The organism is Delftia sp., from assembly GCF_059499305.1.
In genome coordinates this window covers 1-24586 of record NZ_JCABYI010000023.1, presented here as the reverse complement: position 1 = coordinate 24586, position 24586 = coordinate 1, and the positions used below count along the sequence as shown (strand labels likewise).

Genomic DNA, 24586 nt, shown 5'->3' with positions numbered 1-24586 from the left:
TCAGGCCCTACCGATCACCCGAAGCAACACGCAAAGTAGGACGCAAAGGAAGACGCATGAAATATCTGAAGAATATGAAAACGGGCTCCATGCTGGGTCTGGGTTTCTCGGTTCTCATCCTCATCGCGCTGTCGATTGCGCTGCTGGGCCGAGCGCGGCTGATCCAGGCCTCGGACGATGTCTCCTACCTGGCCGACACGCGCATCACCAGCCTGCTCAGGCTGGTGGAGGTCAAGAGCTCGGTGGAGTTCATCTTCCGCGGCGTGCGCAGTCTGGCGCTGATCGAAGACCCTGCGGAAAAGGCCTTGGCCAAGGCCACGCTGGACACGCAGCGCCAGAAGATAGGCCAGCTCATGGAGCAGTTCCGCGAGGGACTGACCACGCCGCAGGGCATCGCCCTGTACGACCGCATGAGGAATGCGCGCACCGCCTACCTGCCGCTGCTGGACCAGTTCATGGCCGCGGCCATGCGGCATGACCTGCCCACTGTCTCGGCCATGCTGGGCAGCAGCGGAGAGTTCCGCAGGCAGCAGGACGCGTTCTTTGCCGCCATCAACGACATGCTGGCCCACCAGCAGGTGCGTGCCACGGAAACGGCCCAGGCCACCGAAGGCAAATCGCTGGCCGCCGGCCGGCAGATGCTGTCGCTGGCCCTGGCCTCGCTGTTGCTGGGTGCGCTGGTGGCCTGGGCCATCACCCGCCGCATCAAGGGCCTGCTCGGTGGCGAGCCGGCCTACGCGGCCCAGGTCACGCAGGAAGTGGCCAAGGGCAACCTGGCGGTGAACGTACAGCTGCGCCGGGGCGATACCACCAGCCTGCTGGCCAGCCTGGAGGCCATGCGCGCCAGCCTGGCCGGCATCGTCAGCCAGGTGCGCCACAGCAGCGAATCGATTGCCACGGGCGCCAGCCAGATCGCCTCGGGCAACGCCGACCTGAGCGCTCGCACGGAGGAGCAGGCCGCCAACCTGGAGGAGACGGCCGCCTCCATGGAGCAGATGACCGCCACCATTCAGCAGAACGTGGACACGGTGCGCAGTGCCTCGGGCCTGGCCCAGTCGGCCAGCGCCACGGCCGTGCACGGCGGCGAGGTGGTGCATGGCGTGGTCAGCACCATGGAGGACATCACGCACAGCTCGCGCAAGATCGGGGAAATCATCGGCGTGATCGACGCCATTGCGTTCCAGACCAACATCCTCGCGCTCAACGCCGCCGTGGAGGCCGCGCGTGCCGGGGAACAGGGCAAGGGCTTTGCGGTGGTCGCCTCGGAGGTGCGCTCCCTGGCCCAGCGCTGCGCCAATGCGGCCAAGGAGATCAAGGGCCTGATCAGCGAGAGCGTGGGCAAGGTCGCCGCCGGCTCCCGCCAGGTGGCCGAGGCCGGCAGCACCATGAACGACATCGTCACCCAGACGCACCGCGTGGCCGAACTGATCTCCGACATCGGTGCCGCCACGCAGGAGCAGTCCCAGGGCGTGACCCAGGTCAGCGACGCCGTGCAGCAGCTCGACCAGGTGACGCAGCACAACGCATCCCTGGTGGAAGAGTCCGCCGCCGCTGCCGACAGCCTGAACAAGCAGGCGGCGCAGCTGGTGCAGCTGGTCAGCGTGTTCCGCCTGGATGAGAGCGATGCCCGGGCACAGGCCGTTTCCGCGCCGGTGGCAGCGGCCGGTCTGGCGCGCGCACAGACCGCCAGGCCGTCTCCAGCGCTGGCCCCTGCCGTGCCCCGCCCCGCCAAGCCCTTGCGCGCGGCAGCGGCTGCGGCCTCCAGCGCGCCTGTGGCGCTGCCCGCCAAGGCGGCAACACCCCGCCGCGCCACGGCGGCCGGAATGGCCGAGACCGATGAGTGGGAGCAGTTCTAGAACAGGCTCAGCGCATCACCAGGCCGCCATCGACGAACAGTACCTGTCCCGTCATGAAGCCGCTCAGTTCCGAGGCCAGGAACAGCACCGGCCCCGCCACGTCTTCGGGGCTTGCCAGGCGGCGCAGCGGCGTGGCGGCCATCAGCGATTCGCGGAAGGACTCGCGCGTGTCCTGGGTGCCCTGCGTGGGATAGACCAGGCCCGGCGCCACGCAGTTGACGCGTATGCCCACGGGCCCCAGTTCGCTGGCCAGGTTGCGGCTGAAGGCCACCAGCGAGGCCTTGGCCGTGGTGTAGTCGTGGTAGGGCACGACGGGGTGCTCCACCAGGTTGCTGGCGATGTTGACGATGCTGCCCCGCGCACGCTGGCGCATCTGCGGCAGCACGGCGCGGCAGACGTTGAAGGCCGCGCCCACGGCACCGTCGTACTGGGCCTGGTAGTCGCTCCAGTCCAGGTCGTCGAAGCGGCGGCGGCGCTCGGGGTCGAAGGCGTAGGGCCTGAAGGCGTTGTTGACCACGATGTCGATGGCGCCGGCCTCGCGCGCGATGGCCTCGGCCATGGCCTGGACGGCAGGCTGCGAGCCCACATCGGCCTTGATGGCCCAGGCATCGCCTCCGGCCTGCTTGCCCGCAGCCTGGCAGGCCGCCACGGTGCGGGCGGCGGCAGCGTCGTTGGACAGGTGGTTGACCGCCACGAGGGCGCCCTCGCGCGCGAAGGCGGTGGCAATGGCTGCGCCTATGCCGCGGCCGGCGCCGGTGACCAGCACCACCTTGCCTTGCAGGCCCAGGGAAGACGGCTGTGCCATCTCAGGCTCCGGGCAGCAGGCTGGTGTCCACCACGTCGGACACCTTGATCTGCCTTTGCACCATGCCCAGCGCGCGGTAGGCGTCGGCGCCCTTTTGCAGGGCGGCCAGGTCGAAGCTGCCCAGCGGCTTGCCGGCCTGCAGCGGCTGCGAAGACGCATTGCGCAGGCGAATCACGTCCAGGTTGATGTCGCGCTGGGTGCCGTCGATGGCGTGCTTGCCGGCCAGCGTGGCGGCTTCGTCGGGGTTGGCCATCATCCAGGCGGCGCTGTCGCGGTAGCCCTTGAGGAAGGCGCGCAGCAGGTCCTTCTTGTCGCGCAGCGTGTCCTCACGCACCACGAACATGTCGCTGGAGATGTTGAGGTGGTCGCGCACCTGCATCACATCGACCTCGCCAATGCCTTTGCGCAGGCCCACGGCCAGGCCGGTGTCGGTGGCGGCCGTGGCATCGACCTGGCCCTGCATCAGCGGCGCGAAGTTGAGCAGGCCGGTGACGACGATGGTCACGTCCGACTCCTTGAGGCCGGCCTGGTGCAGCATCACCAGCAGGTTCTGGCGCGTGCCGCTGGAAAGGCTGTAGACGCCGATCTTCTTGCCCTTGAGGTCCGCCGGCTTGCGGATGCCGGCCGACTTGAGCGAGACCACGTTGAACACGTTCTGCGGGTAGATGTCGTAGATGGCGACCAGCTTCTCGCCCTTGTCCAGCGCCATGAAGAAGGAGCCGGGATCGGTGAAGGCCACATCGGCCTGGCCGCTGAGCATGTTGCGGATGGCGTCGCCGCCGCCCGCGCCGGGCAGGTAGGCCAGCTCCACGCCCTGGGCCTTGAAGAAGCCCTTGTCGGGCTCGGCCAGGATGTTGGTGATCTCGCTGATGGGCTTGCTCCAGCCCGCCAGGCGGATCTTGCCTTGCACAGGAGCGGCCAGGCAATTGCCGGCCAGCGCCAGGCCGGCAAAACCGGCAGAGGCGCCCAGCAGGCTGCGGCGGGTGAGGAAGGGGGATTGCGGTGTGTGCATGGCGCTTGGGGAAAAGGTTTCGGAAGTGTTCAGGATGGTCAGGCGGCGCGCGAGCGCAGCAGCCGGCGCTCCAGCACCAGGCAGGCCTGGTACAGCAGCAGGCCCATGGCGGCGATCAGCACCAGGGCGGCGAACATGAGGGTGGTGTCCATCATTCCCTGGGCGGCAATGACCACGGCGCCCAGGCCCCGGCTGGCGCCCATGAATTCGGCCACCACGGCGCCGACCAGGGCCAGCACCACGGCCACGCGCAGGCCCGCAAGAATGGCGGGCAGGCCCGTGGGCAGCTTCAGGCGCAGCAGCGTCTGCAGCCGCGTGGCGCCCAGCATGCGAAACAGCTGCAGCCGCTGGGCATCGACCTGGCGCAGGCCGGTCAGGGTGTTTTCCATCAGCGGGAAAAAGCAGATCAGCGCCGTGATCAGCACCGTGGGCAGCATGCCGAAGCCGAACCACAGCACGAACAGCGGCGCCAGCGCCAGCTTGGGCACGACCTGGCTGACCACCACGTAGGGCTTGAGCACACGCTCGAGCAGCTCGGATTCAGCCAGGGCCATGCCCGCCAGCAGGCCGATCGCGCTGCCGGCCGCCAGCCCCAGCAGCAGGGCCTGGAGCGTCGCCCAGATGTGCGGCCAGAAATAGCCCGTGGCCAGCCCCGTCCACAGCGATGCCGCAATGGCCGAGGGCGCCGGCAGCACCAGGGCGGACAGGCCCCATTGCCGCACCAGCAGCTCCCACAGGCCCAGCAGGACCAGCGCCAGCGCGGCGGCCAGCAGGCGGGCATGGAACAAGGACACCGTCATGCCGCCGTCCTGTCCAGGGCTGCGCGCACGCGGGCGCAGTGTTCGTTGAACGCCGGCCCGTGGCGCATGGCCTGGGTGCGCGGCGCGGGCAGATCGACCGCCATATCGGCCACGATGCGCCCGCCGTGCATGAGGGCGATGCGGTCGCCCAGGTAGACGGCCTCGTTGATGTCGTGGGTGACGAAGAGCACCGTGGTGCCGCGCTCGCGGCAGGTGCGCAGCAGGTCGTCCTGCAGCTCGGCGCGCGTGATGGCGTCCAGCGCGGCAAAGGGCTCGTCCAGCAGCAGCAGCGGCGGATCGAGGACCAGCGCCCGCGCCAGCGCCACGCGGCTTTGCTGCCCGCCCGAGAGATGGCGCGGATGGCGCTGCGCATGGCTGGCCAGGCCCAGCTGCTGCAGCAGCGCCAGGGCGCGTTGCTCGTCCTGCGGCGCGGGCCGCCTTTGCAGCGACACGGGCAGCAGCACATTGCCCAGCGCCGTATGCCACTCCAGCAGCGTGGGCGCCTGGAACATGAAGCCCAGCTGCGGGCCGGGCTCGGCCAGCTCGGCGCCGCGCAGCAGGATGCGGCCCGACTGCGGCCTGAGCAGCCCCGCCGCCAGCTTCAGCAAGGTGGTCTTGCCGCAGCCGCTGCGGCCCAGCAGGCAGTGGACCTCACCGGCCTGCACGCGCCAGTCCACGCCGTCCACCACGGGCGGGCGGCCCGGGTAGGTGAAGACCACTTGCTCGACATCGAGAAACGCCATGGTTGCAGCCCCGTCCGTCCCCTCTTGCAGGTTCGCCATGTCAGTCCGCATACGGCGCAAACGGCTGCGCCGCCGCCTCGGCAGATTGCTCTATCTCGGTCATGCGCACCAGGTCCAGCAGGTTGAAGCGGCCGTCATGGTGCCAGCCGGCCTCGGGCATGCTCATGGAGCCGATGGCGCTGATGCGTGTGACGCCGGCCGCGCCCAGCAGGCCGGCCAGGCGGTACAGCTGCTCGGGCGAGGCGGCAATGCCGGCCGTCTGCAGGTAGTCGCGCTGCGCGGCCACCACGGGCACGGCGTCATCCAGGCGGTCCACGCCCACCACGGCAATCGTGCGGTACAGGGCCGTGGGCGCCAGCGGCTGCAGGCTGTCGCTGTACGCCACGCTCCAGGGCGCGTCCACCGGACCCAGCAGTTGCTGTTCGTCACCCGACCATTCCACGGACTGCTGCCAGCGGGCCACGGCGGCGCCCTCCTCCAGCTCCAACGGCCGGCGCGCAAAGCGCCGCTGCAGGTTGGCCAGCTCGGCCGCCAGGTAGTCGGCAAAGGCACGCGGCGGCACGGGGGCACCGCGCTCCACGTAGAAGACATGGGGCGAGTAGCAGCCCTGCTGGTCGTAGCGCATCACGTCCCAGGCCGCCAGCCGCGCCACGGCGGGCGCCTTGAGCGTGTCCAGCGCCTGGGCGCCCACCATGCCGAAGCCCAGCTTGTGGCCATGCGGCAGAAAGCGCGTGGTCACGGGCAGGCGCTGGCGCAGCGCCTGCAGCGTCTGGTTGCCGCCGTAGGCGAGCACGGTGTCGGCCTCGGCATGGAGCGCGGCGGCTCCACCGCCATCCACGCCATCGGCGCCATCCGCCCCATCCACACCACCCGCACCGCTCCACCACACCACGGCCAGGCAATCGGCCAGCGGCGGATGCACCTCGGCCAGCAGCCGTGCGAACCAGCCCGCGAACAGCGGCTCGGCGCTGGCCAGCTTGCCAATGGCGGGCGCCTTGACCAGCAGGCCGCAGACCAGGCTCCACAGGGACAGCGCAGGCACATTGCCGGCCCAGCTGTGCATCAGCAGGTCGGGCCCGAAGGCGCGCACCGCGCCGCCCTTGGGCGCGGGCTGGAAGCCGTCGAGCACGGCCGGGTTGGCAAAGTCCTCGGCCACGAAGCGCCGCAGCTGCGCGGCGCGAAAGGTCTTGAAGAAGCCCGTCAGCCCCAGGCGCACCATGTCGGAGTCATAGCCGCTGACCACGGGCAGCCAGGTCTCGGCCTGGCGCCGATAGGGATCGCTGCGGTCCAGCAGGCGGGCGATGGCGCGGTCGATGGCGTCGATGATCTCGGCCACGGGCATGGCCCTGAGGTGGCGGTCGGCGGCACGGCGCACATGGGCTGCCAGCGCATGCATCTGCGGGCCGGTCAGCAGGGGCACGGAGACTTCCAGCCGCACGCCACCGCGTTCGAAGGGCAGCACATGCCACTGCACCTCGTCCTCGCGCAAACCAGGCAGTTCAGGCAGGTAGCCGGCCGTGATCCGCTCGATGTTCATGCAGCAGCGGCCTTCACGAATTCATCGACCGCCAGCGAGCAGCCCTTGGCCGCTGCGCCCTCGGCACGCCCCAGCAACAGGAAACCGCTGTTCTCGCCATGGCCGGCCCACAGGCCCACGTCCTCGGTGAGGATGGTGGTGACCGCGTTGTAGTTGGCCAGGTCGCAGTGCACGAGAATGCCGCGCTCGCCGGGCGCCACGCTGCGGCCGGTGACGGGCTCGACCAGGCGCGAGCGTATCCAGTGCGGCCCCGACTTGACCGAGGGCAGCGTGGCATTGCCGTCGTCATAGAACTGCGTGCTCAACTCGGTCATGCCGTACATGTTGATGCAGTGGCTGCGCGGCACGCCCAGCAGCCGGGACAGGTCGGCGTAGAAGTCCTCCAGCGGCAGCTCGCGCGACTGGCCCTTGTAGCCGCCCGTGTCCAGGATGCGGCTGCCCGGCGGCAGACGGAAGCTGCGGCCCTGCTCGCGCAGTGCGTCCATCACATGCACCAGGCTGAAGCTGGCGCCCAGCAACGCATAGGGGCGGCCGCTGCGCTCGGATTCCTCCAGCACGGCGCACAGGCCGGGCATGTCCAGGCCGTCGGGGGTGAGGAAGTAGCGGCTGTCGGGAGTGCCGAATTCCGTCTTGGCCAGCGCCAGGTAGTGGGCCAGCGAAGAGTTGGGCATGGCCTGCTCGTCGGGAAAGAGGATGCCCATGGGCAGGCGTTCGTGCCCGGCCATGAAGCGCTGCGCGAAGTTGCGCGTCATCGACGCATCGTAGACATCGAGCGCTGGATGGAAGTGGCGCCCGCGCGCGGACAGTCCCTTGGCCTGGCCCGTGGTGCCGCTGGTCATGAACACGCGCTCCGCGGGCGAGGCCGGCTCGCTGCGCAGCTCCATGGCCTTGAACGCATCGATGGGCACGGCGGGAATGTCGCTCCAGGTCTTCACATTGCGCAGCGTGGCGCCGCGCCGCTGGCAGAAGCTGCGAAACGGCGCATTCGATTCGTATTGGTAGGCGAACAGCCGCAGGGCCAGTGCATCGAACTGCTCGTCGGTGCAGCCGTCCATGGCGATGAATGCAAGCAGGTCTGCGACCAGAGAAGCCGCCTGGGGCCGGGCCTTGTCCATGGAATTCCTTCGAGAGCTGGGACGTGATGCTCCGAAGGCGCCCCGCCCGTGGCGCATGGGCGGCCACGCAGGGGTGCAAGCTCTTCTTCCGCCGGAATGACCCGGTTCAAGTTCTCGGGTGTGGATCTCAGCACTGGCGTGCACCCCGGAGCGGAGGGCTATCTTACAGCAGGGTCGCCAACGCCGCAGGCCCGGGGCCATCGCCCTGCAAGACTGCGTCAGCCCAGTGCCGTCAGCCGCCGCATCACCCATTCCACGGGCCCCTGCGCCACCTTCTTGCTCCAGGCCCAGGCGGCCAGGCTGGCGATGATCACGTACAGCGCGGCGGCCACGGCCACTTCGCGCAGGCTGCGCGATCCGTCCAGCGCGCCCATGGCCTCCAGCAGCCCCATGCCGATGAGGATGTGGGCCAGGTACAGGGTCAGCGTCATGCGCCCGGCCGGCAGCAGGCCGCGCCACGGTCCACCGGGCCAGCGGTCGGCCAGCCGCAGGCAGGCGCCGATGGCAATGCTGGCGCAGCCCAGGCCCATCAGCAGGTAGGCAGGGCCGGGCGGCATGGGGCCGGTGGCCAGCCAGGGAGCCCAAGCGCTGCGGGCCGCAAGCGCCGAGACGGCGCAGGCCAATCCCACCATCACGCCACCCGCAGCCACCAAGGTCCATTGCACGCGCGGCTCGGCCAGCGGCAGGCGTGCCAGCAGCATGCCGCACAGGAAGAACGCAAACCACGGCAGCACCGGATGGAAGCCGTTGAACAGCAGGTTGCGCGCAAAGCCGGCCGGCTCCCACAGGCCCTGGTAGGACAGGCTGGCCCAGTCCCAGCCCTGGCCGTAGTCCAGCTGCAGCAAGGCCCAGGCGGAGAGCATGGCCACGGCCGCCATGCCGGCCAGCAGCGCCCTTGCGCCGGCCTGCAGCCAGGCGATGGCCAGCACGAAGTAGACCGCGTAGTAGTGAATGATGTCGGCCGGAAAGATCACCAGGTTCATGCCACCGGCCACCAGCAGGAACAGCGCGCGGCGCAGCGTCCAGAGGCGCGCCGTGGCCGGCTCCAGCGAGCGCGTGGCCAGCACCAGGCCCAGGCCTGCCAGCACCACGAAGGTGGCCGAGGCCTTGCCCTCCAGGAAATGGAAGAACGACAGCAGCCAGCCCGGCTCCTGCAGCGCGGGATGCATGGCCTGCTTGAAGTTGACGAACACCATGCCTGCCAGCGCCAGGTAGCGCGCCAGGTCCAGCCCCGCCAGGCGGGCGCCCCTGCCGGTGGCATGCCTCATGTCGCGTCTCCCTGTGCCTCGCCTCCAAGAAGGCAGGCCAGTAAGGCGGGATGCAGCACATCGACCCCTTCATCCGCCCCCGCGTCTTCTTGCGGCGTCACCGCCAGCGCAAAGCGCAGCGCATCGCTTTCCACCACATCCAGCAGCAGTTGCGCGGCCAGGCGCACGGGCACGGCGGGCCGCAAGAGGCCCTGCTGCGCCCCGCGCTCCATGAAGCCTGCCAGGCCGTCGAGCATGCGCCTGCGGTTGGCCTCGAAGGCCGGCGCCAGCCCGGGCGAACGCGCGATCTCGGACAGGCATTCTGCGCTGAGCACGGCCCATTCCCGCTGGCGGCACAGCGCCTGGTAGGCGGCCAGGAATTGCGCCACCACAGGCAGCGAAGGGGCTGCGGCCCGCTCCAGCGCCTGAAGCAAGGGCAGCAGCTCGGTCTGCTCCTGCGTGGCGACCTCGGCAATCAAGGCCTCCTTGCCGTCGAAGTGGTTGTACAGGTTGCCCAGGCTCACCGAGGCGGCCTGCGCAATGTCGCGCATGCTGGTGCAGTGAAAGCCGCGCTCCACGAAGCACTGCAGGGCCGCCTGCACGATGAGGGCCCTGCGCTCGCTGATGTCTTCCTTCTTTTTCATGCCCCGAATGATGAACGAACGTTCATTCATAGTCAACACCGGGGCACGAAGTCACAGCGGCGGCATGGGGCCCACGCCCGGCGGAACGGCCTCCTCGTTGGGCCTGCAGGGCTGGCGCAGCATGCGCCGGCAGTCCGGCAGCTGCCGCTCATGGGCATAGGCGATGTGGCCCAGCACGATCTTCGACGGCCGGCTGCGGTCCAGCCAGACGGTGTTGGTCGAAGGCGTGGACAGATGGTCGAAGGCCCAGTACCCGGTCTGCGAAGGCGTGTCCAGGGTCACGCGCAGGCTGGAGCCCGCGCGGAACACATGGGCGAATTTCTGGATTTCCACGCGCATCAGCGTGGGCTCGCCGGGGCGCAGCGGGCGCACGGCGGCCTCGGTGAAATCGCCCCAGGGCCTCAAGGCGGTGGAGCGCTGGCCGTCCAGCGCGCGCATGGAGGCACGCAGCCAACCGCGCTGCACGAACATCTCCTGGCCGTCGGGACGCACCTCCGAGACGGTGACCTGCACATCGGTGTCGCCGGCCGTGGCGCTGAGCCACAGGTCCAGCGAGGCCTCGCCATAAAAGCTCAGCGCGCGCGGCAGCGGGGCCGTGGTAAAGCGCAGCAGGCCCTGCCCGGCGGGGCTGGCCGTCCATTGGCCCGCGCCGGACTCGGTGTCCGCGTCGGGATGGTTGGCATCGGCGCCCGGCAGCGGGTAGCGGTAGCTGGCCGATTGGCGCTCGGCCTGCGGGGGCGCATCGCCCAGCCCGCCGCCCGGCTGCAGCCACAGCGTCATGGGCGTGACGCGCACGGGCAGCCGGTCAAAGCTGGCCACGGCCGAGGGACGCAGCTGCCCATAGTCGCCCCCACCGTTCATCCACTGCATTTCCTGCGCCAGCAGCACGCGCGGCGTGTGCTCGAAGCCATTGCTCTCGCCCTTGAGAAAGCGCGCGTAAAAGCGCTTCATGGTCTCGCGAATAAAGGGGGCGCTGTCGGTGTGGTGGTCGCCGTTGGAGCTGATCAGCCACATCTTGTCCGGGGCGATGCTGTCCTCGTAGTAGCCCATGCGGGTGCCCACCTGCTCGTCCTGCCAGGACTGGGTGCCCAGCGTGGGAATGTCGATGCGGTGCGTGGTGTACATGGCGCTCTTGCGCGCGTAGCGGGCGCCGAAGAAGCGGTCCTCGTCCAGCCAGCGCGCCATGTCCAGGTCGGGGCGCTGGATCTTGCGGATGTTGTCCTCCACGACCTGGGCGCATCCGGTATCGCCGTCCAGCGCCTTGGCGTCCTCGGCGGCCTTGCGCCATATCGCGGGGAACTGCCCCCACCAATTGGCGGGAAAGCCGATGTTCTGGATGCCGCCCGGATAGGCCACGTCGCGGTAGGGATCGGCCACGTTCTTGCCCGGCGCGATCGCCTTGAGGCTGGGCGGACGCTGGGCCGCCACCCACAGCTGGTCGTAGCCCGAGTATGAATAGCCCACCATGCCCACCTTGCCCGTGGACCACGCCTGGCGCGCAGCCCACTCCACCGCGTGCGCCCCGGCCGCGCCCACGGAGGCGTCGGCCCACTGGTTCTCGCCCGTGGAGCAGCCCGTGCCGGGCACGTTCAGGCCCATCACGGCATAGCCTTCCTTGGTCCATTCCTGGGTGGTCTGGTCGGTGACCGAGCCCGATCCGTAGCCGTCGTACTCCATCAGCACGGGAAAAGGCCCCGGCCCCTTGGGAAAGACCACCGAATAGCGCATCTTGTTGCCGTCAGGCAGCTGGATGTAGCCCCAGATGCGCGGCCCGGGGTTGGTGCTGCCCGACGAGCCCCCGCCGCAGGCCGCAAGGCCCAGGGCAAGGGTGGCGATGCCGGCCGCGCCGAGCCACGCGCGGGAATGGCGAAAAGTCATCATGGATGGTCCTCCTGGTTGCTGATGCAGTCATGCCCGCAAGGGGGCAGGCCGCAATGTAGGACCGTCCGGGCGCATGGCGCACGCGCAGGCTGAAGGGGGGCTGAAGCACGCCTGAAGACAGGCTGAAGGCGAACGCGGCCAATCGCCACGGCCTTAGGCCCCGGACCACGGCAGCCGCGCGCCACACTATGATTCGATTTTCAGTTCCTTGACCCCATGCCCCGCGCCCGCACATCCAAGCCCGCTCCGTCCGAAGAGAACACGGCCCCGTCCGGCACCACAGCGCCGGGGCCGTCCATCGACGCCTCTTTCCTGCACACCCTGGTCGGCTACAACGCCCGGCGTGCCTCGATGTCCATCATCGAGGTGTTCGTGGAGCGCATGGCCACCCACGATCTCAAGATGGTGGAGTTCTCCGTGCTGTCCCTGGTGTCCCACAACCCCGGCATCACCTCGCGCCAGCTGTGCACGGCGCTGGACGTGATGCCGCCCAACCTGGTGGGCCTGATCGCCGCCCTGGAGCGGCGCAAGCTCATCGAGCGCCGCCCCCATCCCACAGACCGCCGCGCCGTGGGCGTGCACCTGACGCCGGCCGGCGCCGAACTCACGGCCCAGGCCGAAAGAACGGCGGCCCAGCTGGAGATGGATGCCACCTACCGCCTGACCGATGCCGAGCGCAAAACGCTGATCCAGCTGCTGCAGAAGATCTACAACTGAGCGCGCTCAGTCCGCCTTCTGCGCGGCGGGCCGGTCCAAGCCCAGCAGCCGCACCGCATTGCCCTTGAGGATGCCGGGCATCACCTCGGGCTTGAAGCCGGCTTCCTGGAAATCCTTCATCCAGCGCTCGGGCGTGATCAGGGGATAGTCGCTGCCGAACAGCACGCGGTCCCTGAGCAGGGTGTTGGCGTACTGCACCAGCTGCCGGGGAAAGTACTTGGGGCTCCAGCCCGACAGATCGATCCAGACATTGGGCTTGTGCAGGGCCACGGACAGGGCCTCGTCCTGCCAGGGAAAGCTGGGGTGGGCCATCACGATCTGCATGTCGGGAAAGTCGATGGCCACGTCGTCCAGGTGCATGGGATTGCTGTAGGCCAGGCGCAGGCCGCCGCCGCAGCGCATGCCGCTGCCAATGCCGCTGTGGCCCGTGTGGAAGATGGCCGGCAGTTGGTGCTCGGCCACCACCTCGTAGATCGGCCAGGCCATGCGGTCGTAGGGATGGAAGCCCTGCACCGTGGGGTGGAACTTGAAGCCCCTGACGCCCTCTTCCTCGATCAGCCGCCGCGCCTCGCGCGCACCCATGCGGCCCTTGTGCGGATCGATGCTGGCGAAGGCCACCATCATGTCGCTGTTGGCCCGCGCAGCCTCGGCGATCTCCTCGTTGGGAATGCGGCGCCGGCCCAGCTGCGATTCGCTGTCCACCGTGAACATCACCAGGCCCAGGTTGCGCTCGCGGTAATAGGCCACGGTCTCGGCGATGGTCGGGCGCCGGCCGTTGCCGAAGTACTTGTCGGCGGCGCGGTCGTACTCCTCGCCGTAGTTGTCGAACGGGTTCCAGCAGCTCACCTCGGCGTGCGTGTGGATGTCGATGGCAATGAGTTTTTCGTGGTCCATGTCTGTCTCCTGTGCGGCCTGCTGCCTGCCCCGCAATCAAGGGGAAGTCCCAATAAGAAATTCGCAAAGGCCGCTTGAATTGGTTATTAAATATAACCAAAATCGCGGCCATCAGAAAGCGATGCAGATGCAGGCAACGGCTGCCACGCAACGGATTCGCGCTGAGGCTTCACACCACCTTCCGAGGAGACAGACATGGACAAAAAGATCCACAAGACCCGTTCCCGCGCCTTGCCGGCCGCGCTGGCCGCCGCCCTGCCCGCCCTGCTGCTGTCGGCCTGCGGCGGCTCGAGCGACGGCATCGCGCAGCTGGCCGAGGCCCGCCCCGCCACGCTGCTGTCGTGCACGGACCTGGCCGCGAAAATATCCTTTCCCAACACCCGCATCACCGCCGCCGAGACCGTGGCCGCCGGCACGCTGGCGGTGGCGGGCAAGCCCATTGCCGAGCACTGCCGCGTGACCGGCCGCATGCACGAGCGCGTCAGCACCGTGGATGGCCAGAACTACGCCGTGGGCTTCGAGATGCGCCTGCCGCGCGACTGGAACGGGCGCTTCTTCTACCAGGCCAACGGCGGGCTGGACGGCGTCGTGAGCACGGCCGTGGGCGCGCTGGGCGGCGGGCCGCTGGGCAATGCGCTGCAGATGGGCTTTGCCGTGCTCAGCTCCGATGCCGGGCATGCAGGCAGCCTGGGTCCCTTCTTCGGCCTGGACCCGCAGGCGCGGCTGGACTATGGCTACCAGGCCGTGGGCAAGCTCACGCCCATGGCGCGCAGCGCGCTGCAGACGGCCTATGGCAAGGGGCCTGACCGCTCCTACCTGGGCGGCTGCTCCAACGGCGGGCGCCACGCCATGGTGGCGGCCTCGCGCTATGCCGACCAGTACGACGGCATCATCGCCGGCAACCCCGGCACGCGCCTGCCGCTGGCGGCCATTGCCAACATTGCCGGCGCCCAGGGCTATGCGAAGCTGGCCACCACGGCCTCGGACCTGGGCACGGGCTTCACCCAGGCCGAGCGCCGCCTGGTCAGCCAGGCCGTGCTGGCCCGGTGCGATGCGCTGGACGGGGCCACCGACGGCATGGTGCAGGCCGGCGCAGCCTGCCAGGCGAGCTTCGACCTGTCGCGCGATGTGCCCACCTGCGGCGGTGCGCGCGACGGCAGCTGCCTCAGCGCCGAGCAAAAGAGCACCATCGCCGGCCTGTTCAAGGGCGCCACCACCAGCGGCGGCAGCCGCATCTACAGCAGCTTCCCGTATGACGCGGGCCTGGATACGGCCGGCTGGGCCGGCTGGAAATTCTCCAACCCCATCAGCCGCGACTCCGGTGCCGTGGCCTTCATCTGGCAGACGCCGCCGGAAAGCGCCGCCAGCTTCAACGACGCGCAGTTCGCCCTCAACGGCAGCGTGGACAGCATGCTGGCCAAGGTGCAGGCGACCAACGGCACCTTCACGGAAAGCGGCCTGTCGCTGATGATGCCGCCCGACTACGGCAAGCTGCCCGTGCTGCGCAACCGGGGTGCCAAGCTCATGGTCTACCACGGCACGGCCGACCCCATCTTCTCCAGCGATGACACCGTGCAGTGGTACGACACGCTGCGCCGCAACCATGGCGACGCCGCCGACTTCGCCCGCCTGTACCTGGTGCCCGGCATGAACCACTGCAGCGGCGGCCCGGCCACCGATCAGTTCGACATGCTCAGCTCCCTCGTGGCCTGGGTGGAGAAAGGCCAGGCGCCGGACCGCGTGATCGCCAGTGCGCGCGGCGCGGGCAACGCGGGCGGCGCCAACGCCGACCTGCCCGCCAACTGGTCGCCCACGCGCACCCGGCCGCTGTGCCCCCATCCGCTGGCCGCCCGCTACAACGGCAGCGGCGACATGGAAAGCGCTGCCAGCTTCAGTTGCCGCTGACCATGCACTGAAGGCGGGCGGCGCCTGAACGGTCACCTGAACGGCACGCCCCCTCCGCCCCCATCCACCCCTTGTCCGCAGTCCCGCCCCCGGCGGGGCCGGGCCCCGCTGCGCCCGAGAAAAGGCGCGCGGACACCCACGCCAAGACGGCAACGATTTTTCAAACCAGAGGAGACATCACCATGAAAACCACCCCATCCCCGCGGACCCTGGCGGCCACCGCCGTGCTGGCCCTGGCCGGCTCCGGCGCCAGCTTCGGCGCCTTCGCGCAAGGCACCTCCAGCGTCACGCTCTACGGCATCGTCGATGTGGGCGTGGAGCACCTGAACAATGTGGCGGCGGGCGGCGGTCTCAGCCGCATGCCATCGACCACCAGCATGGTGCCCTCGCGCTGGGGCCTGCGCGGCAGCGAGGACCTGGGCGGCGGCCTCAAGGCCATCTACACGCTGGAGTCGGGCTTTGCGCCCGACCAGGGCACCTTCAACCAAGGCGGGCGCGGCTTTGGCCGCCAAAGCTGGGTGGGCCTGGGCGGCAACTGGGGCAGCCTGACCATGGGCCGCCAGAACTCCATGCTGTTCTGGTCGCTGCTGGACTCGGACATCATCGGCCCGGCCGTCTTCGCCATGGGCTCGCTGGACGCCTACATTCCCAACTCGCGCGCCGACAACATGCTGGCCTGGCGCGGCAACTTCGGCGGGCTGGCACTGGGCGCGGGCTACAGCTTCGGGCGTGACACCGTCAATGCCGGCCCCAGCCCGGCAGGCACCAACTGCCCGGGCGAGAGCGGATCGGACACGCAGGCCTGCCGCCAGTGGTCGCTGTACGCCAAGTACGACACACCGGCCTGGGGCGTGGCGCTGGGCTACGAGCAGCAAAACGGCCGCACGCCGGCCTCGTCCACCGACCCGGTGTTCGGCGGCATGAACTCCAGCGCCAAGCATGACGAGCGCCTGCACCTGGGCGGCTACTTCAAGCTGGCCGGCGTGAAGATCGGCGGCGGCCTGCTGCGCCGCGACAACGACGGCGACGCCGTCAAGCCACGCAGCAACCTGTGGTACGTGGGCGCCTCCTACCCGGTCACCGAGGCCCTGGTGCTCGAAACCCAGTGGCTCACGCTGCGCTACCGCGGCGTGTCGGGCTACGACTCCGACCTGCTGGTGGCACGCGCCATCTACAACCTGTCCAAGCGCACGGCCGTCTACACGCAGCTCGGCCACATCCGCAACGACCGCCTGGCGACCGTCTCGGTCAGCGGCGGCGCGCCGGGCAGCAACACCGCGCCGGGACGCTCGCAGACCGGCATCAACGTGGGCATCCGCCACATGTTCTGAGCCGCTTCCATCCGCCTGCCTTTCCCATATTCACCAGGAGACATCCCATGCAGATGCATCGCCGTCATTTCGTCCAGGCCCTGGGCAGCGCCGCCGCCCTGGGCTCGCTGTCACCGCTGCAAGCCCTGGCCCAGGCACTGGACCAGGTCAAGATCATGTACGGCTTTCCGGCCGGCAGCTCGGGCGACAGCGTGGCCCGCCGCGTGGCCGAGCGGCTGGGCGGCACGCCCTACAGCAAGGGCCCGGGCTTTGTGGAGAACAAGCCCGGCGCCGGAGGCCGCATCGCGGTGGAGGCCTTGAAGAACTCCCCGCCCAACGGTTCCGTGCTGGCACTGGCCCCCGTATCGGCCTTCTCGGTCTATCCCCACATCTACCCCAAGCTGACCTACAGGCCCGAAGACGCAACGCCCGTATCGATTGGCGCCGTGATCTACCACGGCCTGGCCGTGGGCCCCGCCGTGCCGGCCGAGGTCAAGACGCTCAAGGACTTCCTGGCCTGGGCCAAGGCCAACCCCGACCGCGCCAGCTTCGGCTCGCCGGGCGCGGGCTCCATGCCGCACCTGCTGGGCGCGCTGCTGGGCCTGCGCTCGGGCGTGGAGCTCAAGCACGCGCCCTATCGCGGCACCGTGCCGAGCATCACGGACCTGGTGGGCGGCCAGATCGCGGCCACCATGAACCCCAGCGGGGACTACCTGCAGTACCTGAAGGCGGGCCGCCTGCGCGTGCTGGCCACCTCGGGCAAGCAGCGCTCGCCCTTCCTGCCCGAGGTGCCCACCTTCACCGAGCTGGGCTTTCCCGATGTCACGGTGGAGGAATGGTTCGGGTTCTACGCGCCCGCCAAGACACCGGCCGCCACCATTGCCAACGCCAACGCGGCCATCACCGCCGCGCTCAAGGACAAGGCCGTGATCGACGGGCTGGCGGCCCTGGGCCTGCTGGCGCGCGGCAGCACGCAGCAGGAGATGGCCGCCGACCAGCAGGCCGAGTTCGAGCGCTGGAGTTCGCTGGTCAAGCAGATCGGGTTCACGGGCGAGTCCTGATGGCGCACCCGGACGGCAGGTCCATATCCCTTCGCGAAACAAGGCCACACTCATGCAACAAATAATGTTGCATGAAACAGAACAGCCAATTCTCGGACGTCCTGCATGTGCTGCTGCACATGGCCGAGGGCGATGGACCTGCCACCTCCGACATGCTCGCCGCCGCGCTGCAGACCAACCCGGTCGTGCTGCGCCGGCTGATGTCGGGCCTGCGCGATGCAGGCCTTGTCACCTCCGCCAAAGGCCATGGCGGGGGCTGGGTGCTGTCTTGCGAGCTGGACCGCACCACGCTGCGCGACGTGCATGAAGCCTTGGGCGCCCCTGATCTGGTGTCGCTGGGCTTCAGGGAAGACCGGCCCGAATGCCTGGTCGCCCAGGCCGTGAACGAAGCGCTGAGCAACGCGGTGCAGCAGGCCGAGGCCGCCCTGCTCGCGCGCCTGGGCTCGGTGACGCTGGCTGCCCTGTCCCAGGACTTCCATGCCCGCCTGGCGCGCCACCGCGCAGCGGGCGGCCAGGGCTGGTATCAACTGCAGGAGCACCAGCATGAAACACATTGATTTCGCCGTCATCGGCGGCAGCTATGCCGGCCTGTCCGCCGCCCTGCAACTGGCGCGTGCGCGCCGCCAGGTGCTGGTGGTCGATGCCGGGCTGCGGCGCAACCGCTTCGTGGACCAGGCCGGCGAAACATCGCACGGCTTTCTCACCCAGGATGGCGTCGCCCCCACCCAGATCGCCGCCCAGGCCCGGCAGCAGCTAATGGCCTACCCCACCGTGCAGTGGCTGGACGGCACAGCCGAAGACGCCCGCGTGGCGCCCGATGGCCGGCTGGAGTTCCGTGCAGCGGGCACCGCCATCAGCGCCGCCCGCCTCGTCCTGGCGCTGGGCGTGCATGACAGCCTGCCGCCCGTGCCGGGACTGGCCGAGCGCTGGGGCCGCAGCGTCTTCCATTGCCCGTACTGCCACAGCTACGAGATGAATGCGGGGCGCATCGGCATCATTGCCAGCTCGGCCCTGGCCCATCACCACGCCGTCATGCTGCCCGACTGGGGCCAGACCACCCTGCTGCTCAACGGCGCCTACGCGCCAAGTGCCGATGAGCTGGCCGCCTTCGCACGCCGCGGCACGCAGGTGGAGGCCACCCCCATCGCACGCCTGGAAGGCCGGGCCGACGTGCTGCTGCAGGACGGCCGCCGCCTGGTCATGGATGGCCTGTTCACCCAGCCGCGCACCCGCATCGCCAGCCCCGTGGCCGAACAGCTGGGCTGCGCCCTGGAAGAGGGCCCCATGGGTCCCTTCATCAAGGTCGCGGAAGGCCAGGCCACCAGCGTCCCCAACGTGTTCGCCTGTGGCGACGCGGCCCGCGCCGCCGGCAACGTGGCCATGGCGGTGAGCGATGGCGCCATGGCCGGCATTGGCGCGCACCGGTCGATGATGGGATGGTGAACTGCGGCGCCCGCCCTAGAGCGTGCTATGCACTTTGATGTGCCCGCGAAAGCCGGGAAAGGGGTCCGGAACGAGGCGTAGCACGCTCTATCCGAAGACCGCGCCGCCCGCATCCAGCGCGGGCGGCCGCAGAAGATCGGCATTGACGCCCATGGCCTCGCTGGCCCGCTCCACGGCCTGCCACAGGGGGGCCGGCATCTGCAGTATTTCCTCGGGGGAGTTCGCGCGGGCGATCCAGTCGCTGATCTCAACGTGCTGCTCGGGGGTGAGCAGGTCCAGGTTCAGCATTTCGTCAATGGTCTTCATCGGGTGTCGGTCTGTCGCTCGTGTGCGGAAGGTGTACAGAAAAGGAACGGCCCGTGCATTGTCAGCGGTCCACGGCAGGCAGTCGCTGCAGCAGGGCATCGCGGGCGCGCAGGCCGGCATTGGGCTTTTGCGCCTGCTCGTCCTGGATCAGCGTGGCGAACACCAGCCTGCGCTGGTCCTTGGTGGCCCAGCCCACGTACCAGCCATAGGCCCGGCTGGCGTCGTAGCGGTTGTCGCTGCCCGGCGAGCCCGTGCCCGTCTTGCCATGCACGGTCCAGCCGCCCACGGCCACTGGATGCCGGGTGATGCGCGCGGTCATGTCGATGGCCTGACTGTTCACGGGCAGTTCCCGGCGCACGATCCTGCGCATGAAGGCCACCTGCTCGGCCGCCGAGATGCGCAGCGAAGACACCACCCACACGCCGTTGTGGCCCGGGTCGGCCACTGGCACGGCAGAGACATCCTCGTTGCCATAGCGGAAGGCCTTCACGTAGGCGTCAAAGCGCTGCTGGCCCAGACGCATCACCACCTGCTGCGAGTACCAGAACACCGAGTCTTTCATCCACGCCTGGGGCGTGATATCGCGCCGCCAGGCATCGCCGCCCCAGTCCGGATACTCCGGTTGGTACGGCCACGCGGGCCGGGATTCGTCCTGCAGGATGCCGGCGTCATAGCCCATCAGGCTGATGGCGATCTTGAAGGTGGACGCCGGCGTGACCCGCTCGGCGCAGGCCGGGCCGCTGTGCACCAGGGACTGGCCCGTGTCGGCGTCGGCGACGAGGGTGCACAGTTCGTGCGCGACAACGGGGACGGGAACGGAAACCCAAAAAAAAGCTGCCACGGCCGTGGCAGCGGTCCCAGGAAATCTATGCATGTGCTGTGCGCTGCGGTGTTCGTATCTGGCGCGCGATCATAGATGCGCGCGCAGCCTTTGCAGAGCCCCTGCAGCAAACAGCCCCACGGCGCCCTGGGCAAGCGCGTGTGGGACTTGCCCATGGATGGGAACTGCCCGCGGGGCTACGCCTGCGCCTCCTGCAACTGCCGCCACATCACCTTGCCGCTGCCGCTCTTGGGCAGGGCCTTGACGAACTCCACCACCTTGGGCGCCTTGTAGACGGCCATGTTCTCGCGGCACCACTGGATGATGTCCTCGGCCGTGGTGTCTTCCTTGCCGGCACGCAGCACGACGACGGCCTTGACCGACTCGCCCCGGTAGGCGTCGCGCGTGGAGATCACGCAGGCTTCCTGGATGGCGGGGTGGCGGAACATCAGCGACTCGACCTCGGCCGGCCAGACCTTGAAGCCGCTGGCGTTGATCATGCGCTTGAGGCGGTCGGTGATGAAGTAGTAGCCGTCCTCATCCACGTGGCCCAGGTCGCCGGTGCGAAAGAACCGCTTGCCGTCGATCTCCATGAAGACCTGGGCCGTGGCGTCGGGGCGCTTCCAGTAGCCGTCGAAGACCTCGGGCCCGTGGACCACGATCTCGCCCTGCTCGCCCTGGGGCACTTCGGCACCGGTGTCAGGATCGATGACGCGCGCCTCCGTGCTCATGAAGGGAATGCCCAGGCACTGCTGCTTGGGGTGCTCGGACGGGTTGCTGTGCGTGGGCGCAGCGGTCTCGGTCAGGCCGTAGCCCTCGCAAAAGCGCAGGCCGTATTGCTCCAGCAGGCGCTGGGCCACGGCCTGGGGCATGGCCGCGCCGCCGCCGCCGATGTACTTGAGGCTGGTGAGGTCGAACTGCGCGAAGTTGGGGCTGCCCAGCAGGTCGATGACCATGGTGGGGATGTTGGTCCAGCTGGTGACCTGGTAGCGCGAGATCAGCCGCCCGGCCAGCTCGCGGTCCCAGCGCGGCATGACCACCACGGTGGCACCCATGAAGATGGCCGTGTGCAGCACCGACACCATGCCCGTGATGTGGAACATGGGCACCACCGCCAGCACGACCGCCTCGCTGGTGCCGCTGCCCCAGTAGCTGCCGGCCACGGCGTTGTGGTTGATGGAGCGGTGCGGGTGCATGCAGCCCTTGGGGTGGCCCGTGGTGCCGCTGGTGTAGGGCAGCACGGCCATGTCGTCGCGGCCCACCACATGGGGCGGCGCAGCGTCGGTGCAGGCCAGGGCCTGCTGCCAGGTGTGGACGCTGCCGCCCTCCAGCACAGCCGGCTCGCGCCGGGTGAGCAGCCAGTCGTGCCACTGCGCAGGCGGCGCATCGTCGCCCTGCACACCGGCATCGAAGGCATCGGTGAACTGGGTGACGATCAGGTGATCGAGCCGCTGGCCCGGCGCCAGCGCGTTGCTGGCCTTGGCCAGCTCGGGGGCCAGGTCGGCCGTGGTGATGGCGACCTTGGCGTCGGCGTCGGTGATGTAGTGCTTGAGCTCCTCGGCCATGTTCATGGGATTGACCGGCACCACCACGGCATTGGCGCGGAAGATGGCGTAGTGCGCCAGGATGAGCTGAGGCGTGTTCTGCATCAGCAGGATCACGCGGTCGCCGCGCTGCACGCCCAGGCTGTGCAGGTAGGCCGCCATGCGCTCCGTGCCCTCGCACAGCTCGCGGTAGCTGATGGAGCTGCCGAAGTAGCGGATGGCCGGCTTGTCGGGATAGCGGCGCGCGTTGACGGCCAGGTTCTCCCATACGCTGGTGGCGGGCACGGTGATGGAATGGGGCAGACGGCTGGGCCAGAAGGCGTGGTGCGCGGGCAGGGTCGACATGGACGGATGGGCGTTGAATGGTCGGTGAGTGGATCGGACGGCGGCAATCCGCCTTGCCAGCGAGGCTAGGCGCACACCCGGTTCCCGGCATTGGGGAAGGCCCCAGGGAATCGTCGCCAAAGTGACGCTTGAGCGCCCATGGCATACCGGTGCCACCGCAACTCGCCTTGTGCTTTCGCAAGCCGGCCACGGGCACGCCACAAGTACGCCACGGGTACGATGGCGCCATGCCCTCCACGCCCGCCATGCCCCACCTGTCCCGCCTGCAGCTGTCGCTGCGCGATCTGCTGGCCCGCCGCCGCAGCGCGGCCCTGGCCACCCAGCCCGCCGACTCCCCTGCCCCCGGGGCTGGCGATGCACTGCCCGCTCCCCGTCTGTCCATGGTGCCCTGGGCCTGGAATGCGCAGTTTGGCTGCTTTGTGCTGCACGTCAGCGCACTGGCAGCGCACACGCGGGCCATGGAACTGCACCCGGCCGTCAGCCTGCTGGTGTGCGCGGCCGAAGTGGACGGCGAGGGCGTGCATGCACTGGAGCGCGTGGCCATTGAAGGCGTGGCCAGCACACCACCGCCCGGCAGCGTGCTGGCCGATGGCGCGCGCGACAGCTATGTGCTGCGCTTCCCCGAAGCCGCGTTCATGACCGATCTGGGCGACTTCCGCTTTGTCTGCATCACGCCATCCATCGCCCGGCACGTGGCGGGCTTTGGCGCGGCGCGCGATGTGTCGGCCCATGACCTGATCGAAGCACTGAGCATCCAGCCCAGCTGACTCACGTGCCCCGCACGTGGGCCGCGATCAGGGCGCCCGCCACATCGCCCTGCCCCGCCACGCAGGCGCGTACATGGTCCTCCCACATCTGGCCCTGCTGCTCCACCTGGGCATGGACAAAGCGCTGCAGCATGCGCCGGGGATCGTCGCAGCGCTCGTAGGCATAGGGATCACCGCGCGTGCACAGCGCCTTGAACTGCAGCCAGGCCGCCTGCCGCGTGACGGGCATGCCCTGCAGGCGCTGCCACTGGTGCAGCAGCTCATGGGCAAAGATGCCTGCGATCTGCGGATGCGACAGGCGCAGCGGCTGGCGCGGATCGGACTGCATGAAAAAGGCACGCGGCATGAAGATGCGCCCGCCATTCATGGACAGCGCCCTGCGCGTGTCGCCCAGGCGGCGCAGATAAAGGCGCATGCGCGGCAGCAGCGCATCCAGCGAGGCACCGAAGTGCGTGCGCACAAAGGCCTGTTCCTGCGCATCGAGCGGCCGGCTCCAGTACACCATGCTCAGTCCCCCGGCCCCTGCCGATAGCGCCGTGCCATGAAATCCACGAAGGCACGCACGGCCGGGCGCAGATGCCGCGTGCGCGGATACAGCGCGTGGTAGCTGTACTGCCCCAGATGAAAACAGGGCAGCACCCGCACCAGCTGGCCGCGCTCGATGGCCGAGCGCACGGTATGCCAGGTCAGCGCCGCAATGCCCCGCCCCGCGCGTGCAGCCTCGAAGATGGTGGCCACCGAATCGGTGCGCAATGCCGCTAGCGGCTGGACCTCGGTGACAGCGCCCTGCCCGGACACCACGCTCCAGCGCAGCTGGGCCGGACCCGCAGCAAAGGCCAGGGCGCGGTGCGCGGCCAGTTGCTCTGGCGCCTGCACCACCCCGTGGCGCATCAGATAGGCGGGCGAAGCCACCAGCACCAGAGGCGAATGCGTGAGCAGCCGCGCCTGCAGTCCACTGTCCGGCAATTGCCGGCTGATGCGCACGGCTGCATCCACGCCCTCGGCCACCAAGTCCACCAGCCGGTCGGTGCACAGCAGTTGCAGCTCCAGATCCGGGAATTGCTGCTCGAACTCGGGCAGCCAGTCGCCCAGCTCGATGGCGCCCACGGCCAGCGGCAGCGTGATGCGCAGCACGCCCGCCACGCGTGCGCGGCGCACGGCCAGCGCGGCCTCGGCCGCATCGAGCTGCTCCAGCAACTGCACGCAGCTGAGGTAGTAGCTGCGCCCCGCCTCGGTCAGGCTCAGCCCGCGCGAATTGCGCTGCAGCAGCTGCGTGCCCAGTTCCGACTCCAGCCATTTGACATGGCGTGACGCCGTGGAATGCGTCATGCCCAGCCGGTCCTGGGCCGCCGTGAAACCCTGCGCGTCCACTACGCCGCAAAACACCCGCATGGCCTGCCATCTGTCCATTGCCCGTGCACTCCTTTGGCGGGGATTGTGGGGCATGCGGGCGGCCGCATTCCGTTGCGCCACAGCCCCACGCCGGCCCCTTTTCCGCCCCATTCCTCCCTTTGGGCCGCAGAAACAGACTATTCCTAGAGACAAGCACGCCGCAGCTGCCTAGATTGACCGGCAACCCGGACACAGGCTTGCCTCCACCAGCTCCCCGCCAGACGCATGGCCGCCTCCTGCCCGAGATTCCTAAAAATCCCGAGGGAGAAACTCACATGCACCCACGGCACACGCTGCTGCGCAGCGCCTTGCTATGCATTGCCGCACTGCTGGCCCAGGCCACGCCCACCCTGGCGGCTGCCGCCCCCAGCCTGGGCGGCGGCTCCGGCAAATGCGACCCCACCGTGCAAAGCTGCGCCCCCGGCGCGGGCGGCGGCATCGA

Annotated in this window: 23 protein-coding genes; 8 read left to right on the top strand and 15 right to left on the bottom strand. The window is 69.2% G+C overall.

The genetic code is table 11. The features are described 5' to 3' along the window. The first annotated feature begins 56 nt into the window (after positions 1-56). Positions 57-1856 (top strand): methyl-accepting chemotaxis protein, encoded by a 1800-nt coding sequence (locus AC5I49_RS14190; protein ID WP_495789536.1) that lies wholly within the window; start codon positions 57-59, stop codon positions 1854-1856. A 7-nt stretch (positions 1857-1863) separates the two neighbouring features. Here the strand turns inward: AC5I49_RS14190 and AC5I49_RS14185 are convergent, their stop codons facing one another. From AC5I49_RS14185 to AC5I49_RS14145, 9 genes are all read right to left on the bottom strand, one after another. Next, positions 1864-2661, bottom strand: a complete 798-nt coding sequence (locus tag AC5I49_RS14185; protein ID WP_277848626.1) for an SDR family oxidoreductase — start codon at positions 2659-2661, stop codon at positions 1864-1866. Between the two features lies 1 nt (position 2662). Next, positions 2663-3673 carry an ABC transporter substrate-binding protein gene (locus tag AC5I49_RS14180; RefSeq protein WP_126312081.1) on the bottom strand — a complete coding sequence of 337 codons (1011 nt, stop codon included), beginning with the start codon at positions 3671-3673 and terminating at the stop codon, positions 2663-2665. 38 nt (positions 3674-3711) lie between these two features. Further along, the gene (locus tag AC5I49_RS14175) at positions 3712-4473 is read right to left on the bottom strand and encodes an ABC transporter permease (RefSeq protein WP_016450562.1); all 762 of its coding nucleotides are present in this window, start codon (positions 4471-4473) and stop codon (positions 3712-3714) included. Continuing rightward, the gene (locus AC5I49_RS14170) at positions 4470-5255 is read right to left on the bottom strand and encodes an ABC transporter ATP-binding protein (RefSeq protein WP_016450563.1); all 786 of its coding nucleotides are present in this window, start codon (positions 5253-5255) and stop codon (positions 4470-4472) included. Before AC5I49_RS14170 ends, AC5I49_RS14175 begins: the two co-directional genes overlap by 4 nt. Before the next feature lies 1 nt (position 5256). After that, positions 5257-6753, bottom strand: a complete 1497-nt coding sequence (locus AC5I49_RS14165; protein ID WP_495789535.1) for an acyl-CoA reductase — start codon at positions 6751-6753, stop codon at positions 5257-5259. Further along, positions 6750-7868 (bottom strand): LuxE/PaaK family acyltransferase, encoded by a 1119-nt coding sequence (locus tag AC5I49_RS14160; RefSeq protein ID WP_016450565.1) that lies wholly within the window; start codon positions 7866-7868, stop codon positions 6750-6752. Before AC5I49_RS14160 ends, AC5I49_RS14165 begins: the two co-directional genes overlap by 4 nt. Positions 7869-8086: 218 nt before the next feature. After that, entirely contained in the window at positions 8087-9136 is a 1050-nt protein-coding gene (locus AC5I49_RS14155) for a DUF418 domain-containing protein (protein ID WP_495789534.1), read from the bottom strand. Beyond that, complete coding sequence (locus tag AC5I49_RS14150) at positions 9133-9759, bottom strand: TetR/AcrR family transcriptional regulator (protein ID WP_495789533.1); 627 nt, start codon at positions 9757-9759, stop codon at positions 9133-9135. The genes AC5I49_RS14155 and AC5I49_RS14150 overlap by 4 nt, the downstream gene beginning before the upstream one ends. A 51-nt stretch (positions 9760-9810) precedes the next feature. Beyond that, entirely contained in the window at positions 9811-11640 is a 1830-nt protein-coding gene (locus AC5I49_RS14145; RefSeq protein ID WP_252653307.1) for a CocE/NonD family hydrolase, read from the bottom strand. Between the two features lie 216 nt (positions 11641-11856). On the opposite strand from AC5I49_RS14145, the gene AC5I49_RS14140 reads away from it, so the two are divergent. Continuing rightward, entirely contained in the window at positions 11857-12357 is a 501-nt protein-coding gene (locus AC5I49_RS14140) for a MarR family winged helix-turn-helix transcriptional regulator (protein ID WP_016453244.1), read from the top strand. A 6-nt stretch (positions 12358-12363) separates the two neighbouring features. Here the strand turns inward: AC5I49_RS14140 and AC5I49_RS14135 are convergent, their stop codons facing one another. Further along, a complete protein-coding gene (locus tag AC5I49_RS14135; protein ID WP_016450570.1) occupies positions 12364-13251 on the bottom strand; it encodes a 4-hydroxyphenyl-beta-ketoacyl-CoA hydrolase in 888 nt (295 codons plus the stop codon). A gap of 195 nt (positions 13252-13446) precedes the next feature. Here AC5I49_RS14135 and AC5I49_RS14130 point away from each other — a divergent pair, with 195 nt between their 5' ends. The 5 genes from AC5I49_RS14130 (at position 13447) to AC5I49_RS14110 (ending at position 18970) form a co-directional block, all read left to right on the top strand. Next, positions 13447-15156, top strand: coding sequence for a tannase/feruloyl esterase family alpha/beta hydrolase (locus tag AC5I49_RS14130; protein WP_495789532.1), 1710 nt, complete (start codon positions 13447-13449; stop codon positions 15154-15156). A 182-nt stretch (positions 15157-15338) separates the two neighbouring features. Then, a complete protein-coding gene (locus AC5I49_RS14125; protein ID WP_016450572.1) occupies positions 15339-16487 on the top strand; it encodes a porin in 1149 nt (382 codons plus the stop codon). Positions 16488-16534: 47 nt separating this feature from the next. Beyond that, the gene (locus tag AC5I49_RS14120) at positions 16535-17527 is read left to right on the top strand and encodes a tripartite tricarboxylate transporter substrate-binding protein (RefSeq protein ID WP_495789531.1); all 993 of its coding nucleotides are present in this window, start codon (positions 16535-16537) and stop codon (positions 17525-17527) included. A 71-nt stretch (positions 17528-17598) separates the two neighbouring features. Next, positions 17599-18084, top strand: coding sequence for an Rrf2 family transcriptional regulator (locus AC5I49_RS14115; protein WP_016453247.1), 486 nt, complete (start codon positions 17599-17601; stop codon positions 18082-18084). Further along, positions 18071-18970: an NAD(P)/FAD-dependent oxidoreductase gene (locus AC5I49_RS14110; protein WP_495789530.1), complete on the top strand. Its 900-nt coding sequence runs from the start codon at positions 18071-18073 to the stop codon at positions 18968-18970. Before AC5I49_RS14115 ends, AC5I49_RS14110 begins: the two co-directional genes overlap by 14 nt. Positions 18971-19057: 87 nt before the next feature. On the opposite strand, the gene AC5I49_RS14105 is transcribed toward AC5I49_RS14110, so the two are convergent. The 3 genes from AC5I49_RS14105 to AC5I49_RS14095 all read right to left on the bottom strand — a co-directional run bounded on the left by AC5I49_RS14105 (position 19058) and on the right by AC5I49_RS14095 (position 21985). Further along, positions 19058-19276 (bottom strand): hypothetical protein, encoded by a 219-nt coding sequence (locus tag AC5I49_RS14105; RefSeq protein ID WP_016450576.1) that lies wholly within the window; start codon positions 19274-19276, stop codon positions 19058-19060. Between the two features lie 61 nt (positions 19277-19337). After that, complete coding sequence (gene blaOXA, locus AC5I49_RS14100) at positions 19338-20150, bottom strand: class D beta-lactamase (protein WP_016450577.1); 813 nt, start codon at positions 20148-20150, stop codon at positions 19338-19340. 143 nt (positions 20151-20293) lie between these two features. Next, a complete protein-coding gene (locus tag AC5I49_RS14095; protein ID WP_016450578.1) occupies positions 20294-21985 on the bottom strand; it encodes a long-chain fatty acid--CoA ligase in 1692 nt (563 codons plus the stop codon). Positions 21986-22212: 227 nt separating this feature from the next. Here AC5I49_RS14095 and AC5I49_RS14090 point away from each other — a divergent pair, with 227 nt between their 5' ends. Continuing rightward, positions 22213-22752: a pyridoxamine 5'-phosphate oxidase family protein gene (locus AC5I49_RS14090; protein ID WP_034369154.1), complete on the top strand. Its 540-nt coding sequence runs from the start codon at positions 22213-22215 to the stop codon at positions 22750-22752. 1 nt (position 22753) lies between these two features. Here AC5I49_RS14090 and AC5I49_RS14085 read toward each other — a convergent pair whose 3' ends face one another. Together AC5I49_RS14085 and AC5I49_RS14080 are read right to left on the bottom strand one after the other, a co-directional pair. Then, on the bottom strand, positions 22754-23257 hold the full coding sequence (locus AC5I49_RS14085) for a hypothetical protein (RefSeq protein ID WP_034369157.1): 504 nt from the start codon (positions 23255-23257) through the stop codon (positions 22754-22756). A gap of 2 nt (positions 23258-23259) precedes the next feature. Next, positions 23260-24162 carry a LysR family transcriptional regulator gene (locus AC5I49_RS14080; RefSeq protein WP_016453252.1) on the bottom strand — a complete coding sequence of 301 codons (903 nt, stop codon included), beginning with the start codon at positions 24160-24162 and terminating at the stop codon, positions 23260-23262. Positions 24163-24586: the final 424 nt, after the last annotated feature.

What these genes read in the sequence shown, in the direction of transcription:
- AC5I49_RS14190 (WP_495789536.1), top strand. Translation starts at nt 57, where the DNA reads ATGAAATATCTGAAGAATATGAAAACGGGCTCCATGCTGGGTCTGGGT.
- AC5I49_RS14185 (WP_277848626.1), bottom strand. Translation starts at nt 2,661, where the DNA reads ATGGCACAGCCGTCTTCCCTGGGCCTGCAAGGCAAGGTGGTGCTGGTC.
- AC5I49_RS14180 (WP_126312081.1), bottom strand. Translation starts at nt 3,673, where the DNA reads ATGCACACACCGCAATCCCCCTTCCTCACCCGCCGCAGCCTGCTGGGC.
- AC5I49_RS14175 (WP_016450562.1), bottom strand. Translation starts at nt 4,473, where the DNA reads ATGACGGTGTCCTTGTTCCATGCCCGCCTGCTGGCCGCCGCGCTGGCG.
- AC5I49_RS14170 (WP_016450563.1), bottom strand. Translation starts at nt 5,255, where the DNA reads ATGGCGAACCTGCAAGAGGGGACGGACGGGGCTGCAACCATGGCGTTT.
- AC5I49_RS14165 (WP_495789535.1), bottom strand. Translation starts at nt 6,753, where the DNA reads ATGAACATCGAGCGGATCACGGCCGGCTACCTGCCTGAACTGCCTGGT.
- AC5I49_RS14160 (WP_016450565.1), bottom strand. Translation starts at nt 7,868, where the DNA reads ATGGACAAGGCCCGGCCCCAGGCGGCTTCTCTGGTCGCAGACCTGCTT.
- AC5I49_RS14155 (WP_495789534.1), bottom strand. Translation starts at nt 9,136, where the DNA reads ATGAGGCATGCCACCGGCAGGGGCGCCCGCCTGGCGGGGCTGGACCTG.
- AC5I49_RS14150 (WP_495789533.1), bottom strand. Translation starts at nt 9,759, where the DNA reads ATGAAAAAGAAGGAAGACATCAGCGAGCGCAGGGCCCTCATCGTGCAG.
- AC5I49_RS14145 (WP_252653307.1), bottom strand. Translation starts at nt 11,640, where the DNA reads ATGATGACTTTTCGCCATTCCCGCGCGTGGCTCGGCGCGGCCGGCATC.
- AC5I49_RS14140 (WP_016453244.1), top strand. Translation starts at nt 11,857, where the DNA reads ATGCCCCGCGCCCGCACATCCAAGCCCGCTCCGTCCGAAGAGAACACG.
- AC5I49_RS14135 (WP_016450570.1), bottom strand. Translation starts at nt 13,251, where the DNA reads ATGGACCACGAAAAACTCATTGCCATCGACATCCACACGCACGCCGAG.
- AC5I49_RS14130 (WP_495789532.1), top strand. Translation starts at nt 13,447, where the DNA reads ATGGACAAAAAGATCCACAAGACCCGTTCCCGCGCCTTGCCGGCCGCG.
- AC5I49_RS14125 (WP_016450572.1), top strand. Translation starts at nt 15,339, where the DNA reads ATGAAAACCACCCCATCCCCGCGGACCCTGGCGGCCACCGCCGTGCTG.
- AC5I49_RS14120 (WP_495789531.1), top strand. Translation starts at nt 16,535, where the DNA reads ATGCAGATGCATCGCCGTCATTTCGTCCAGGCCCTGGGCAGCGCCGCC.
- AC5I49_RS14115 (WP_016453247.1), top strand. Translation starts at nt 17,599, where the DNA reads ATGAAACAGAACAGCCAATTCTCGGACGTCCTGCATGTGCTGCTGCAC.
- AC5I49_RS14110 (WP_495789530.1), top strand. Translation starts at nt 18,071, where the DNA reads ATGAAACACATTGATTTCGCCGTCATCGGCGGCAGCTATGCCGGCCTG.
- AC5I49_RS14105 (WP_016450576.1), bottom strand. Translation starts at nt 19,276, where the DNA reads ATGAAGACCATTGACGAAATGCTGAACCTGGACCTGCTCACCCCCGAG.
- blaOXA (WP_016450577.1), bottom strand. Translation starts at nt 20,150, where the DNA reads ATGCATAGATTTCCTGGGACCGCTGCCACGGCCGTGGCAGCTTTTTTT.
- AC5I49_RS14095 (WP_016450578.1), bottom strand. Translation starts at nt 21,985, where the DNA reads ATGTCGACCCTGCCCGCGCACCACGCCTTCTGGCCCAGCCGTCTGCCC.
- AC5I49_RS14090 (WP_034369154.1), top strand. Translation starts at nt 22,213, where the DNA reads ATGCCCTCCACGCCCGCCATGCCCCACCTGTCCCGCCTGCAGCTGTCG.
- AC5I49_RS14085 (WP_034369157.1), bottom strand. Translation starts at nt 23,257, where the DNA reads ATGGTGTACTGGAGCCGGCCGCTCGATGCGCAGGAACAGGCCTTTGTG.
- AC5I49_RS14080 (WP_016453252.1), bottom strand. Translation starts at nt 24,162, where the DNA reads ATGGACAGATGGCAGGCCATGCGGGTGTTTTGCGGCGTAGTGGACGCG.